The 16107-nt window shown below is 41.2% G+C and carries 12 protein-coding genes; 5 read left to right on the forward strand and 7 right to left on the reverse strand.

The genetic code is table 11. The features are described 5' to 3' along the window. The 4 genes from H6G77_RS11860 to apcB all read right to left on the reverse strand — a co-directional run. A partial coding sequence (locus H6G77_RS11860) for a WD40 repeat domain-containing protein (RefSeq protein ID WP_190871660.1) occupies positions 1-3088 on the reverse strand: 3088 nt, incomplete at its 3' end. 577 nt (positions 3089-3665) lie between these two features. Then, positions 3666-4001: a XisI protein gene (locus H6G77_RS11865; RefSeq protein ID WP_190871661.1), complete on the reverse strand. Its 336-nt coding sequence runs from the start codon at positions 3999-4001 to the stop codon at positions 3666-3668. Positions 4002-4035: 34 nt separating this feature from the next. Further along, complete coding sequence (locus H6G77_RS11870; RefSeq protein WP_190871662.1) at positions 4036-4983, reverse strand: hypothetical protein; 948 nt, start codon at positions 4981-4983, stop codon at positions 4036-4038. 242 nt (positions 4984-5225) lie between these two features. Next, a complete protein-coding gene (gene apcB / locus H6G77_RS11875) occupies positions 5226-5735 on the reverse strand; it encodes an allophycocyanin subunit beta (protein ID WP_190871663.1) in 510 nt (169 codons plus the stop codon). 356 nt (positions 5736-6091) lie between these two features. Between apcB and glnA the strand changes: the two genes are divergently transcribed. After that, positions 6092-7507, forward strand: coding sequence for a type I glutamate--ammonia ligase (glnA, locus tag H6G77_RS11880; RefSeq protein WP_190871664.1), 1416 nt, complete (start codon positions 6092-6094; stop codon positions 7505-7507). A 139-nt stretch (positions 7508-7646) separates the two neighbouring features. Here the strand turns inward: glnA and H6G77_RS11885 are convergent, their stop codons facing one another. Further along, a complete protein-coding gene (locus tag H6G77_RS11885; protein WP_190590188.1) occupies positions 7647-7847 on the reverse strand; it encodes a hypothetical protein in 201 nt (66 codons plus the stop codon). A gap of 297 nt (positions 7848-8144) precedes the next feature. On the opposite strand from H6G77_RS11885, the gene H6G77_RS11890 reads away from it, so the two are divergent. Continuing rightward, positions 8145-9038, forward strand: a complete 894-nt coding sequence (locus H6G77_RS11890) for a ferritin-like domain-containing protein (protein WP_190590187.1) — start codon at positions 8145-8147, stop codon at positions 9036-9038. Positions 9039-9322: 284 nt separating this feature from the next. On the opposite strand, the gene H6G77_RS11895 is transcribed toward H6G77_RS11890, so the two are convergent. After that, on the reverse strand, positions 9323-10156 hold the full coding sequence (locus H6G77_RS11895) for a hypothetical protein (protein WP_190590186.1): 834 nt from the start codon (positions 10154-10156) through the stop codon (positions 9323-9325). Between the two features lie 1325 nt (positions 10157-11481). On the opposite strand from H6G77_RS11895, the gene H6G77_RS11900 reads away from it, so the two are divergent. The 3 genes from H6G77_RS11900 to H6G77_RS11910 all read left to right on the forward strand — a co-directional run bounded on the left by H6G77_RS11900 (position 11482) and on the right by H6G77_RS11910 (position 15257). Continuing rightward, positions 11482-13833 carry a ribonuclease R family protein gene (locus H6G77_RS11900; RefSeq protein WP_190871665.1) on the forward strand — a complete coding sequence of 784 codons (2352 nt, stop codon included), beginning with the start codon at positions 11482-11484 and terminating at the stop codon, positions 13831-13833. 19 nt (positions 13834-13852) lie between these two features. Then, positions 13853-14473: a flavin prenyltransferase UbiX gene (locus H6G77_RS11905; RefSeq protein ID WP_190590184.1), complete on the forward strand. Its 621-nt coding sequence runs from the start codon at positions 13853-13855 to the stop codon at positions 14471-14473. 85 nt (positions 14474-14558) lie between these two features. Next, a complete protein-coding gene (locus tag H6G77_RS11910; protein WP_190871666.1) occupies positions 14559-15257 on the forward strand; it encodes a LapA family protein in 699 nt (232 codons plus the stop codon). Between the two features lie 178 nt (positions 15258-15435). Here the strand turns inward: H6G77_RS11910 and H6G77_RS11915 are convergent, their stop codons facing one another. After that, positions 15436-15636: a hypothetical protein gene (locus H6G77_RS11915; protein WP_190590182.1), complete on the reverse strand. Its 201-nt coding sequence runs from the start codon at positions 15634-15636 to the stop codon at positions 15436-15438. Between the last annotated feature and the right edge of the window lie 471 nt (positions 15637-16107).

Below are 16107 nucleotides of genomic sequence, written 5' to 3' on the forward strand. Positions count from 1 at the left end.
TATGACTAGCCAAACTCAGGCGAAACTCCCCAGTCTGCACATCCCACAGTTTTATCGTCCCATCATCACTACCACTGGCTAAAGTGAGATTATCCCCACTCCAGGCGACTGAGAAAACCCCACTTTCATGACCAGTCAAACTCAGGCGAAACTCCCCAGTCTGCACATCCCACAGCTTCACCGTCCCATCACGACTACCACTGGCTAAGGTGAGATTATCCCCACTCCAGGCGACTGAGTTAACCCAACCGTTATGACCAGTCAAAGTCAGGCGACACTTCCCAGTCTGCAAATCCCACAGCTTCACTGTCCCATCACGACTACCACTGGCTAAGGTGAGATTATCCCCACTCCAGGCGACTGAGTTAACCCCACCTTTATGACTAGCCAAACTCAGGCGAAACTCCCCAGTCTGCACATCCCACAGTTTTATCGTCCCATCATCACTACCACTGGCTAAAGTGAGATTATCCCCACTCCAGGCGACTGAGTTAACCCCACCTTCATGACCAATGAAGGTTGACAACTCTTTTCCCGTGTTAGCATTCCACAGCCTCACCCTACCATCTGCCTCCCCTGTAGCCAACACTTTTCCATCAGGACTAAAAGCCACTGTAAAAACGTTAGTCAATACCCTAGCAAACACCGATTCATGTAAATTTGCTTCAGTCAAATCCACACTGTGCAGACTCACTCGACTAAAATCCACACCAGGAAGCACAGTCTGACTTAAATCCTGTTTTTCTAAAGCCAAACGATTACCTTTAATCAGTAACTGCACTGCATTGCTACCACAGTAACCAACTTCTGTTTCAGTTTTGCTTTTAGTGGTTTTAACCACCTCTAACAAACGGCCATTAGCTGATGCTGACAACATCGGCCACATTAAATCTAACACCGCTTTTGCTAACAAATTTTTGCCAAAGGTTTGAGTTAAACCGCCATCACTAAGGCCTTGGTCATAAGGCAGATCATTCACAATTTCTCGAAAATCATCAGCTAAAATCCCCAATTCTCGCGCAAATTTATAAGCCACAAAAAACTCTAACAAAGACCGATGAGCAGGATAATAATCACCATCAGCATTACGAATCAACATAGTTTGACCCATCATGTCATAATGCCAATGGTCTAAATCTTTTTGTTCCTGTACTTCCTGACTAAAACAACGGCGAATCCTGTCAGGAAACTCCTTATAATTGAGAGTCATCCTTTCTGTAGAGAGCATTTCCCAAGATAATTCACACAAGAAATATAACTTCTGTGCCATGTTGGTAAAAGTACGTGCAGATTTAATATCACGTTCCATTTTGTGACGCACTGCATACAAATAAACACGGGAAATATCTAGAGGCTTTCCCGCTTCAATCTCCGGTAAAGCTTCAATAATTAAATCAATCATCACCGGACGACGCGCCAAATCTAACAATTGTTGATTTTGAGTAATATAGTCAACGGTTTCCGGTTGAGTTTTAAAACTGATAACTTGTCGAATTTGCTCATCGTCTAATTTTTCTAATTCTAAAACCTCAAATTGTGGCGGTTCTCCAGTTAAGTTGATTGTAGAAGCTTTTAACTCAGCATTTAATAGCCTGCGTCCTTCCAAAGCTTCCGGGAAGTGTTCGGTGCGACAAGTTAAAATCGCCTTTGCACCAGGAACAACCACCTTAGCCAATTCCCAAAAATTATTAATCATGGCTTGACGATCTACCCTTGCAGCCATTTCGTCAAAGCCATCAAAAATTAATAATAATTTCCCCATCCGGTTTAGCTGCTCAAAAGCCGCATAATTTGCTAAACCAATCTGATGTTTCCGAAAAAAGAACTCCGAAAATAGAGATTCAATTGTTACCGCTTTCGCATAATCCCGCAAAGGAATCACTAAAGGAATACGCGGTAAAGGTGAACCATCTTCTTTAGCTTGATGATATTTTTTTAAAGCCTCCCAAGCGTAATGGAAAGCAAACCAAGTTTTACCTGTACCAAATTCCCCTAAAATTGATAAATGTTCCTTAACTGGGTCAGCTAACCAATTATTAACATAGCGGTCAATCCAACCGTCTTCTTTACCATATCGGCTAGTCCCAATGCGCCGCTTAGTAACTAAATCAACTTCTTCTTTAATACAAGCCAAAGGCACATAATATTTATCTATTCCCTTTTCTGTCACCTGGTTTGCTAACCATTCAAAATAGCCACTAAAATCAGCATCAGCTTCGATTAATTCATCTAATGTATAACAATAAACTCCTGAATCATTATCTTTTGCAATTTCCTGTCTGGCTAACTTGCTAACTCTCCGGGGTGCAACTACCCAACCTTCATCAGTTTTATATTTTTCTCTTCCTTGTTTAACAGCATTCACATCATGAATACTTGCTTCTCTCTCCACACCGCGAATAAAAATCCGGTCATACCCCCGGCGTTTCGGGATATTAATAATCCATTCAAAGTATTCACTTTCTAAAACTTCATTTGTTTCAAATTTATAACCGAGCGCATCAAACCATTCACGTAACCTTTTAGCCAAATCCGTCTCTCTCACTGCTGAAGACGGTGGTAATAATTGCTTATTTTGTGCTTGAATTATAGCTAAACTAGGCTGATTATGAATATCTTCGCGCAGCCTTTCTAAGCTAGTTTGTAAATTATCAAATCTATAGTCTTGTAAAATTTCCGTTGCTGTTCTGGGGCGTTTAGCAATTTCCAAAAATAATCGTGCAAATTCAGCCACTTCTCGCTGATAATCAATATTCTGCTGTATGATTTCGTCGCCAATTGCGTAACCTGCAACATATTCATCCAAAGTTTGGAGAAAATTAGCATTTGGATTTTGGCTAAATGCTTGGATAAATTCTTCCTTAATTTTTGCTTCACGAAACAGTTTTAAAATAACTTCTGGTTTACCTACACCATATTCAATTAAAGTATAAGCATAAACACCCTCACAATCATTCGGTGGTGTATCTGGTTGCAACCCAAATTTTTGCAGTATTTTTAATACTGTTTCGTTACGAATAGCTTTATCTTGAACACGCTGAACACCCTGAGCAACCAATTCACTAATAATGTCATCAATAATAAACATCGTATTGATAGTTTCCTAAATAAAATAATTAATACCAATTTAATGTGAAGTTGCACATATTTCGATCCCCCTAAATCCCCCTTTTGAAGGGGGACTTTGATATATGTTTTTCCGGTTCCCCCCTTTTGAAGGGGATGCTCAAGGGGATCTGATTCTATGCAGCTTCATAAAAAATTGGTATAAGCTAATATAGCAACCCTATCTGAGTTGTGAAAAAATATTCTTTTTAACGAACCGCATAGACGCGTTAGCGGCTTCCCGCAGGGTAGGACGCAAAGGACACAAAGAAGGAGAATAAAGAGAAGAAAGATAATTTCATAAATGATTTAGGATTGCTATAGATATAAAAATAATTAGATAACCGACTTTTGATAATAGAGAGGTTTCTTGCCGCCCATCAATTGATGAATGAATAAAATCTTCAATCTTTGTTAAAAAAAATACAACTTGTCACTTTATACAGTGTATTTTGCGTAGTAAGTGCTAAAGCAAATTTTTATATTTAATTTATCTTTATTACTCAAATTTCTGCATAAACCAAATATCATTTTCAGTCAAATTAGTTACATCCAAACAATCAAGATATGGCAAAATCTGTATATTGCCGCAGTTCTTCGGGATGGAAACCCAAAACAATATCTTCGTGTGGAATACCTGCTGCTAACAATGCTTCTGCCACTGGCTCAGATGTGCCATCATATTGAATCCACACTTTATGATTAATGATATCTATATGCACTATCGAACCATGCACACGCCGCACCCCATCCCAACCAACGTGTACAACTTCGTAATGGTCTCGCTCTGAGTCAATCACTGCTTCTGTATCTATTTGACCATTAGCAGGTTTGTGACCAGCATATTCAAATATTAATTGACGAATAATTTCCCGATAGCGAGTTAGTTTATTCATCGCATTTTCCGTAAAATATTAACCCTATTCAAAATCATTTGTTAATACTTATAGATACAGAAAAAGATCCAGTATTGTCGTTATACCAGACATTCCAGTTTTTTTCTTTGACAATTTTCTGCCATTGCTTTAATCGCTTTGGATATTGCTCCTGAGCTTTTTGACGCTGGATAGTTTTTGACCATGAATCAAAATCTTGGTTTGAGCCAGCTTGAAGTTTAGCTAGTGTTAGGTAATATTCCAAGTGATCGTCATTAAAAGGTGGAGCATATACTTCTTTCATTTCGCTAGATAACCAAATATCATTAACTGTCAATAGCAACTCACCATTTGTTGTGGCGGTAAATGTTTTATTTTTACCAATTGGTTCTATGTTATTGGGGTCAATTTGTTCTTTAGAATCCTTAATTGCTGCAATTAACATTCCATACCCATAGTAAGCACCATTTTTATCGGGTAATACTTTATACTTATTGCGATCTTTTAGATAATCGTTTTTAGGCTTACTTCCTTCTGGATCAACCCAAAGTGATTCCAATTCTTCATCTGTCTGTGCTGCCCAGATCAGCCTTTTTAATGAATTATTCACCCTTCCACTGGCTGTGATTGTCACTTTATCACCTTTTTTGACTTGAATTCCTGTTTTTACCCAAGGACTTTCTTGAGCATCACCAACAGGGTTCAGTAATAGAATTGCATCTTGTTGGTTTCCTTTTTTGAGATTGATAGTACCTGCCGTCGTTGTAATTTCGATTTGGTCAGGACGCATGATATAAATACTCAGTGAAGTGAATACACCCGCAACAAGAATCAAAATACTAACGAAGAGCAAACCATGTTTCGTCTTTAAAATAAAAGATAAAAGCTCTGGCCAAGTATTGAATGTAGGCGCAGTAGGTAAATTTGTTGTTATTTCTTGCGGATCTGAAGCACTCGGTTGATTAGGTGGCTCATTGTTGTTCACGGGAGATAGGTCAGTCATCTATTCTTCCTGTGTTAGTTGATGATTTTTGGTTTTTACTAGCATAAATTCCAAGGATAAAAATAATACAGCTTATGTGAGATTGGGGCAATAGCTTAGGTAAAGATTATTAAAAAAGCGATCGCCTCTTTTCAAATACAAGATGCGATCGCTTTACAAAAATTTAGATAACAGCAATAAGTTTGACAAGCCTCAAACAAAACTAGTTCCTAGCCTCTAGTCCCTAGTCCCTATTTCAGCTTTTAAACATCCTGTTCACTTAACTCACGGGTGATATGGTCAAATGGCTCTTCAACAAAAGCCGCATTAGCTACACCTGCTGCTGCTACTTGTTCTTTGACGATATCCTTCATGATTTGCACACCGCGAACTGTCGGCCCAATAGGTACACCTAAAGAATTGTAAGTTTCTCTCAAGCCTTGTAATACACGCTCATCCAACACATTGGTATTACCTGCAACTAGCGCATAAGTAGCGTAGCGGAGGTAATAGTCCATATCGCGTAAACAAGCCGCATAACGACGAGTTGTATAGGCATTTCCACCGGGACGAATCAATTCTGGTAATTCTTCAAATAATTTAGAACCAGCCTGCTTGACAATTGCAGCCGCATTTGAATTGATAGCAGCCGCCGCTTGTACCCGTGCTGTACCACTTTCAAAATAAGATTTCAGACTGTCGATCGCATTCCGGTCAAAATAACGGCCAGCTACGTCATAATTCTTAATTAAAGTTGTAACTGCATCGCGCATTCCTTTTCTCCCAATCTTTACTATCTATGGTTTGATATTTATTTGGCTGCACTTACGCACCAGTAAATTTTTGTGCTATTTAAAATAAGTTCTGCACAAAAACAATCTATCCGCTACTTAAGGATTCTATGCCAAAGTTGCCCCCGATGAAATGAACTTTCTTGTTTTTACAGATGCCGCGCGAAAGGTTAATATAACCTGTAATCCAGGGAATCTGTAACAAAGACTACATAATTATGTAATCTCAAATCTTTACGATAATCCAGGTGTGTCACAACTTGGTGTGGATCAGTAGGGTTAGAATGCTTTGGCAGATTCTGGTTTTACAATAGGAAATTGGCAGAGAAGGAGTAAAAATGACAACCCCACAAGAAGTCTTGAAATTGATCCAAGACCAAAACATTCAGATGATTGATCTGAAATTCATCGATACACCAGGAACATGGCAGCACTTAACCGTGTACCATAACCAAATCGATGAAAGTTCATTCACTGATGGCGTACCTTTCGACGGTTCCAGCATTCGGGGTTGGAAAGGTATCGAAGAATCAGACATGACAATGGTGTTAGATCCCAACACAGCTTGGATCGACCCATTCATGGCAGAGCCAACCTTAAGCATAATTTGTAGCATTAAGGAACCCCGTACAGGGGAATGGTACAACCGTTGTCCACGGGTTATTGCCCAAAAAGCTGTTGATTATCTAGTTTCTACTGGTATTGGTGATACCACTTTCTTTGGCCCTGAAGCTGAATTCTTCATTTTTGATGATGTCCGCTTTGACCAAACCGCCAACTCCGGCTACTACTATGTAGACTCTGTAGAAGGTCGTTGGAACTCTGGTAGACAAGAAGGCCCCAACTTGGGTTACAAACCACGCTTCAAAGAAGGTTATTTCCCAGTTTCGCCGACCGACAGTTTCCAAGACATTCGCACAGAAATGTTGCTGACAATGGCAAAATGTGGTGTCCCCATTGAAAAACAACACCACGAAGTGGCAACTGGTGGTCAGTGCGAACTCGGCTTCCGCTTTGGTAAGTTAATTGAAGCGGCTGACTGGCTGATGACTTACAAATATGTCATCAAAAACGTAGCTAAGAAATATGGCAAAACCGTTACCTTCATGCCAAAACCAATTTTTGGCGATAACGGTTCCGGTATGCACTGTCACCAGTCCATTTGGAAAGATGGCAAGCCTCTATTTGCTGGCGATAAGTATGCTGGTTTAAGTGAAATGGCACTACATTACATTGGTGGCATTCTCAAACACGCACCAGCACTATTGGGTATCACCAACCCCACCACAAACTCCTACAAACGTCTCGTACCAGGTTACGAAGCACCTGTTAACTTGGCTTACTCCCAAGGTAATCGTTCTGCTTCTGTGCGGATTCCTCTCTCTGGCACTAACCCCAAAGCAAAACGCCTAGAGTTCCGTTGTCCAGACGCTACTTCTAACCCTTACTTGGCATTTGCGGCTATGCTTTGTGCTGGCTTGGATGGTATCAAGAACAAAATTGATCCAGGTGAGCCTTTAGATAAGAACATTTATGAACTGTCTCCAGAAGAGTTGGCAAAAGTTCCTTCTACCCCAGGTTCTCTAGATAAAGCATTAGCAGCCCTAGAGAATGACCACGCCTTCTTGACCGACACAGGCGTGTTCACAGAAGACTTTATCCAAAACTGGATTGACTACAAACTGGCTAATGAAGTTGAGCAGATGCAGTTACGTCCTCATCCTTATGAGTTCTATCTCTACTACGACTGCTAATTGTATTCATCAGTAGTAATTTTTGAAAGCCACCTCTGGAGGTGGCTTTTTTTATGATTTGACACTACTGACCACTCTTTTAAAGAACAGCAACAGTGATGAGGACAAAAGACTTTTTACCCTATCACCTACTTTCAACCTAGCTCATCGAAGCGTTGCTGCTGCCATAAATCGCGCGTGCAGTTTGGTCTACCTTGCCTTGAATGGGATTCCAATAATGGGAAACTTCTTCAGGAAGACCAAGTTCTTGTGCCGCACGCATCAGCATTGATTGTTGACGGTTTTTAACTTGTTGATGTTGGCGTACCATCAATGCACGAGATTTTTCTTGAATAGACATACTTCAGTCCCCCTTAAGGTTTAGTTATATTTTTTAGCTGATAGTTCTTTCATTTATTAATATAGCAAAAATTCTGTAGCTTAAGCTACCGTTTTTGTTTTTAAGCCGATAAAGAAAGAAAACTTAATATTTAAGGGGCTGTGATGAGTATTTTTGCGTGAGGGAAAAACCCAAAAGTCATGATTTTCTGATATTTGTACCAAAAATTACCTTTAGAAAAATCAATCATTTCGGTTTCCGGCAAGTAAAGAAAAACTGAGATAGCATCAAAAATGACAGTTAATAAAACTTCATACTATGACAGTTACTTATCCACGGAAATTTCAGGATAATCTAGGTGCGAGAGATATCTTAAAGCGAGTAGTTGGCGATCGCGAATTACACCTGATAACCCTAAATCGCTACCGTTACAACGAACAGCGCAGTTGCAAAGACTTAACAGAAGTAATTGAAAAACTCAACGGACAGCCACGAGAACTGATCAAGGATTTATCGCATCACATTGCAGATGAAGCGCGTCATGCTATGTGGTTAACCGATTTATTAATAGACCTGGGAGCCGATATCGGTACGCCCCCAGGAATTTCTTATATTGATGAATTTGAAAAGCTTATAGACCAATCTTCTTATGATGAAGCAGGGACACTAGAAGATGGTATTATTGCTCCCCTAGCAGCAATTAACGTGACCGAAAAACGCGGCTGTGAGTATTTCTCCGCCCACATTTATGCCCTCAAGCAAGCACCACAGACCGAAGAAAACATCAAAATCCGCGAAACCATCGAAAAAATTCTACCAGAAGAAGCCGGACACGTCCGTTGGGGAAACCGTTGGTTAGGCAAAATAGCTGATAAAAGTCCAGAACATCGGCAAAAAGTCGAGCAAGCCAAGCGTAAATATGCAGCAATAGAACAAGCTGCTTATGAGTCAGGGATGGATATTACCCTGGGTGCAGAACTTCGACGTGTAACAAGGCTGGTGGAAGTAGCCAATACGATGCCACTCTGGGAACGTCCCCAATACTTGATGGAACGCTTACCCCAAGCTTTACTCGCCCCTGAATTGCAATTTACCAGAATTCAAGCAGCACAAAAAGCTTGGCAGCGTAACCCACAAGAATTTATGGAAAAGTTTGTGCCAATGTTCATCAACGGCATCAAAAAGAGCGAGATAGAAACAGAGAAACATTAGTGAGGAAGTATGCAAAACACTTCTCAAACTCTCATTTCTGAATGAACCCTGTACCTCTGTGGTTCGGTTCTGAATACTCAAATCTCAACAGTATCAGCCATTTGTCCTGACTAATTAAGACTTACGCATAAAAACGAAAAATCAAGGGTTTGGGCGAGGGTGTAGGGGTACATAGGTATAGAAGTGTATGTATCTAAAACCCTTACACCCTTACACCCAATATTCATAGACCATCTTGGTGTGTAAATCCTGCTAAGGACAAAGGACAAATGACTAATAACTGATCAAAACCCCGCGATGGGATCAGGTTGAGATTGGAGATATTGTAAAAAGCTGTGCAGTTCTTCTTCCGTCAGCAAAGTACGTCCCCGTTTACCGTAGGTTTTAATCAGATGTTCTCTTCCCTGTTCTGGTGTCCAGCCTAAACGTTGCAACTCCACATCGGTTTTTGCAATCACATCAGACAAATCGACTGCTTCTGCTTTCTTTTTTCTTTTACTGGTGGTTGTGGAAGTAGTTGCAGTTTCAGAAGAACTATAATTGCGGGGTGTAAATGGAGTGACATTACTTGCAGTCATTCCCGAAAAAGCAGGTGTTTCTGGCTGATGCGGAACTTCAATTTCTAAATTATCGACAGAGGGAACAAACGCTGGCTCTCGATTGGGAGTTAAAGGTAAGCTAGGCGTTAAATCTGGGGTATGAGTATCAATGCTTAATGCTTCCGCAGTAAATAAATCGGGTGTGATAGTTTTACTACTAGCAGCGACTGGAGATATTTCCGGTTTACTAGTCACTAATTCCAAATTCTTATCGGGGGTAGCTGCATAAGTTGATTCTACTGTTGTCTGAATCACAGGCATAGGAGCTACAGAATTTGTCACTTGAGGTAATGATTCTGCCTGAGTTTGTGGTTTATTTTTTACCCCTAATACCATCAGCGCCCGGTTGCGGGCTTGGTCTTCCGCGGCTTCTACGGTTTCGGCGGCGGCTAAACCAGTAGCACGGATTACACCGTCAATCTGCACACTGGCTCTAACAATATATTTGCCTTGAAAAATGTCTACTAATTCGGAAGTTAAACTACCGTTGGGATACAAGCTCTGAAATTGAGCCAACATAATACTGTCACCAAAATCTAATGTCTGCTAAATCACGGGGTTAATTTTCTTGGATTTCTCTCTTGTGAGAAATCCAGGGGTGTGGGAGGGGTAGGAGGATGGTGAAGAAATCTTTCCCCCCTCTCTCCCCACACTCCCCACACTCCCCACACCCCCTACCTATACGTGAGAAATTCGGGTTTTATCTATAGCAGGGAACAGAGAGGGGGAAACAAGGACGTTTGACAATTATTCCTTGTCTTCATTCATCTGGCAACTGCGATATTTACCCCAATGGCGAAAGGAAGATAACTATAATATGTCCACAGTGAATCTATGGAAATATTTTAATTTAAGTCTATAATTCCTGGGTCGGCAGAGAAAAGTTTTCGGAAATCTCAGCTTTGGCAAAGTTGATTTGTCCTGGAAAGCGATCGCCTACAACCCCTGCCCCATCCTCCAGCTAATTTTTCTGGTATCTTAAAGTTCAGAGTAATGTTTATGCTTTATCTGTGGTGTCGTCATTGCAGCAGTAACAATTATTTTGAGGCATAATTAACTACTAGCTCTATTTATGTAGGTTATATCGCCTTCAGTGCTATACTATTTACCTAAATCTCTATTTAGAATTATTTCCTAGAAGTACGCTCTAAATCTACAATAATGGAGATAAGGTTCGCCCTCACTGCTTGTCTGACTGCTGACCTAATTGTTACCGATTCTACATGTGGGAATATTGGGTTAATCGGCAGTTTCTCCTAGTTAAACATCAGAGTCGGATGGCGTAAAAGCACCTTCAAGCTAGACAATCAAACACCTGTGGTTTTTCCGAATTGATCGCTTTTGGGTACTGTGGAGATGAACCTTAAGCCAACCTCTCAAAAACCCTTTGCGTAATTAATTAGCAGGTAAAACCCCCTCATCAGGCGTACTTTATCAGTTTGGTTCAGTGAAGGAGCAGAAAACGTCAATTAACTCTGAAATGGTCATGCAGTGAGAAGTTCTCAAATTTGGGGAGTAAGTTAATCTCCAGGTAGGGGAACTTCACAGAACCAAGCCTCAAGGCAACTCGTTTCCAGTTAGTTAGTATCTGTAGGCCGTGAGGGTATACAGAACAGAACCAGATTCAAGAAGAATTCAGAAGTCAGAATTCAGGAGTCAGAACAAGAAAGTGTGATGAAGCAGCGCCAAGAGTTAGAACCACCAAATCATAAATTGAGTGTGAGACTTAAACCCCTGATTCATCCACCAGTCGCCAAAAGGTAAATTCTGAATTCTGACTCCTGTCTCCTGGATTCTTCATTGTTAAACCAACATGATGTTTTGACCAAAGGTCGGTTCACTGCATGGAATTTTCAATCGCTACACTCCTTGCCAATTTCACCGATGATAAATTGGTAGCTCGGAAAGTTTTAGAAAAGAAACTTGGCTGCGAAGATGAGGATAGTTTAGAAAAGCTGCATATTGCCTTAGATATTCTCGAAAAAATCGGAATTTTAGTCAAAGAACGGGGCAAATATCGCCGCGTCTTTGAAGAAGGGGTGATTGAAGCCAAACTTCGCTGTTCTAGTAAAGGCTTTTGTTTTGCGATTCAAGATGTAGAAGGCGCTGAAGATATCTACATCCGCGAAAGTCATTTAAGTAATGCGTGGAATGGCGATCGCGTTTTGGTAAGAGTTCTCAAAGAAGGCAGTCGGCGGCGCTCTCCCGAAGGCGAAGTTAAGTTAATTTTAGAACGTTCTAATCACACTTTACTAGCCCGAATTAAACAAGTAGAAAGTGGTTTTCGCGCTGTACCTTTAGATGATCGCCTGTTGTTTGAACTCAAGTTGCAAACAAATGGGATGACTTTTGCCGAAGCCATCGACCATCTCGCCCATGTGGAAGTACTGCGTTATCCTTTAGCACAATATCCCCCCCTGGGAAGGGTCGTGCAAATTTTGGGTAGCGATGCGGAAGCCGCCGCCGATATTGATTTGGTGACTTGTAAACATGATTTATCCCGCAATTTTTCCGAAGCGGTACAAGAAGCAGCTGCGAAGTTACCCAAACGCATCCTGAAAGCGGACATCAAAACCAGATTAGATTTACGCAGTTTATTTACCTTGGCAATTACGGGGATCAATACTGATGCCAAGTTAGTAGAAAATGCTTTGAGTTTGGAAAAAACCAACAAAGGTTGGCGTTTAGGCTTTCACATTGCCGATGTTTCTCACTTCATTCAACCTGATGAAATTTTAGACAGAGAAGCCTTGAAGCGCGGACGTTCTGTGTATTTGGGTGATTTAGTCTTGCCTATGTTACCAGACACGGTAGCCGATCGCTGTTCTTTGGCAGCAGGAAGCGATCGCTTGACACTCTCATTCTTAATTACCATCGACCCAACGTCAGGGGAAGTGGAAGAATGGGAAATTCAGCCGAGTGTGATTAATGTTGATACCGCCATCAATAAAGACAAGGCGGAAGCAGTTCTCAGTGGTCAACCTGCTAAGGAATCTGAGGAAGTTATTCAGTTATTGCAAAACCTGGAAGGTTTACACCAAGTCGTCAAACAAGCACGCCTCGCCCGTGGTAGCTTGCAATTAAACTTGCCACCCAATCAAAATCCTTACTTTGATGAAGGAATGTTAGGCGCGGTTGTGGTGAATAATTTAACTGTGCGATCGCTCCTCACAGAGTTTACCCTGTTAGTCAATCAACTCATGGCAGAACATCTCAGTGCATTAGGTATTCCCGCCATTTGGCGAGTCCAAGGCGCACCTGATCCCGAAGATGTCCAAGAAATGCTCAAACTGGCAATTAATTTGGGTGTGGAACTGACATTAGACCCCGAAACGGATATCCAACCCTTAGATTATCAGTTATTAACGCGAGCCTTTGCCGAATCGCCTTCCGAACAGGTGTTAACTTATTTGTTGCAAGACACCCTCAAGCCAGCCGCCTACAGCACCACCAAAGGCAGTCATTTTGGCTTGGCACTAGCGCAATATACCCACTGTACTTCGCCCTTACGCCGCTATCCCGATTTGCTCTTGCAACGAGTTTACTACCGACTGATTGAACATGGACGCGATCGCCGCACTACCCGCGTTAAAGACCGCGTTAACCTGCGTCATTCATCATCCCACATCGAAGTAAGTTGGAACGTCTTACCGCCCGAATTGCAACAGGAACTGCAAAGCGATTTAACCAGGGTCATCATTCAACTCAACGACCGTGAAAAAGAAGTCCAAGAAGCTGAAGCTGACTTGGCAGGGTTGCAAAAAGCCCAACTGATGAAACAACGCATCGGGCAAGTCTTCCAAGGCGTAATTACTGGTGTGCAGTCCTACGGGTTCTTTGTAGAAATTGAAGTCCCAACCACAGACTCGCCCAAACAAAAACATCCCAGTGCGCCATTACGGGTAGAAGGATTAGTCCACGTTAGTTCATTAAAAGATGACTGGTATGAATATCGCGCCAGACAACAAGCCTTGTTTGGTCGAAAAAATCGTGCTTCTTACAGATTAGGCGATCGTGTATCTGTCCAGGTGAAGAGTGTCGATTATTACCGCCAACAAATTGATTTAGTCACCGTTGGCAGTGATGGCCTACCTAAAGGCTTAGGTAATTCTAGTCTTAACGATGACCGAGATGATATTTATCTATCTCGTGACCTTGAACCTAGCGATTTAGAAGCTTATGCTGATGATGAATAAGTTTTGTTAAGAAAACCGCGTGTCACATCACACCAAGCCTTTAATCATTGGCGTATCAGGAGCATCTGGGCTAATTTATGCCGTTCGCGCTCTCAAGTATTTGCTTGCTGCTGACTATGAAATTGAATTAGTTGCCTCTAAATCAAGTTACATGGTTTGGCAAGCAGAACAGGAAATTAAAATGCCAGCCGAACCAACTCAACAAGAGCAATTCTGGCGCGAACAAGCAGGAGTAGCCGTTGCAGGCAAACTACGCTGTCATCCTTGGAGTGATGTGGGAGCCAATATCGCCAGTGGCTCCTTTCGCACTTTGGGGATGATCATCATCCCTTGTAGTATGAGTACAGTTGCCAAGCTTGCTGGTGGCTTGAGTTCCGACCTACTGGAACGAGCTGCCGATGTCCAAATCAAAGAAGGACGCAAACTAGTTATCGTTCCCCGTGAAACTCCTTTTAGCCTGATTCATCTGCGGAACTTAACAACCTTGGCAGAAACGGGGGTGAGAATTGTCCCAGCTATACCTGCTTGGTATCACAACCCGCAAACTATCGAGGATTTGGTAGATTTCGTTGTTGCCAGGACTTTAGATCAATTGGAGATTGACTGCATCCCCATTCAACGATGGCAAGGTCATCGTTAAAGTATGAAGTATGAAGGCTGAAGTATGAAATTTATATTTCACACTTCATACTTCATACTTCATAATTCATAATTCATACTTTCTTATGGCTGTACTTCGCTTAATTTTATTAGTGGCAATACTAGGAGGACTAACACTTTTGTTAGTGCAGAACTGGTCGCCTGCCATATCGTTAGTATTTTTGGGGGTGCGTACTCAACCATTACCCCTAGCGATGTGGATATTATTCATTACTACTGCGGGTGCGTTGACATCTGTATTGATTACTACTTTATTTAAATTATCAAGTTATTTTGTAGGACAACCGCAACCAGCCCCCAAATCACGAGTTACTCCTAGACGTGTCACCACACCGCGTAGAGAAGAACCTCAATCTCAACCTTATACTCCGCCATCATCCTCTAGGTCAAATCAGGAGGCTGACAGTGAAGAATTTGATGATTGGGAAACTAGCAATAATAACGATGATTGGGATTTTGCGGAAAAGTCAGAACCAGCACCTCCCCCTAGAGCAAAAACCCAGCCAGAACGCAATTTTGAACCAGAAGAACGCCAGGCAGAGCCTAAAACTGCTTCTAAGTTTGGTTCAACCTACTCTTACAGCTACCGCGAACCAAAAAATACGGCGGCAGGCAAAACAGAATCAGTTTATGATGCTGACTACCGCGTGATTATTCCCCCCTACAAACAGCCTGAAGACGAACCCAAAAATACTAATGATGACGATGACTGGTCATTTTTTGAGGATGATGAATTTGGGGATGAAGACAAACCACGGAAATGATTGAGTAGATGAGAGGTAGGAGGTAGGAGGCAGAAGAATTTTAGATTTTGGATTGCCGTTAGCGCAGCGTTAGCGAGTCCGCGAGCGTCTTTTAGATTGAAAGAGTTTCCTAATCTAAAATCCAAAATTTAAAATCCAAAATTGATTCACTCAGCACTTTCAAGTCAGTCTACAAACTTCAGACTTCACATTTCACACTTCTTTCCCGCGATTCTTGCTTGACTTGACCATTCATTGCTGCTTCCTGTAATGACATGAAAGCATTGAAATCTTCTGAGTCATAGCGGGTAGTCAATAAATGGCGCAATTGGTTTTCTGCTTCAACCGTTAGATAGCCAGTTGCTAAAGCTTGATGTACAACGTCACGAATTCGAGTCATGGTTGATGCCTCTTAACACACCACAATTAATTTATTCGGGCTGATTCTGGTAGATTACGCATCGGTTTTGGTGTTTATACCTTAAATTTTGCAAAGCTTAGTTCTGACAAGCTCAAAAATTCAGTCATTTTTTACACCTTGCTTGGCAAAAATTATTGATGAGCAGCTAGTTTCCAAGAACTTTAGAATTCCAATAATGTGATGTTAAAAACACAGTGGGATGCCAATCTAAAAATTCTCACAGTACAGACCAAAAGTTACGTAGATTTATGTTGACTGAATTTGGTTACTTAAAGTTTCAAACAAGCTTTATAAAAATTCCGTTAAGTCTAAAGATATCTAAGTAATAACTTCCAAGTCACCTAACAACAGTTAGTAAATTCGTTATAAATTTAATTTTGATTTATTCTGACTTCATCGAATAATAGTTAGGATATTTTCGGGGTTATATAAAATACATCAATAATGGTA

Origin of the sequence: Aulosira sp. FACHB-615 (assembly GCF_014698045.1) — a bacterium.
GTDB lineage: Bacteria > Cyanobacteriota > Cyanobacteriia > Cyanobacteriales > Nostocaceae > Nostoc_B.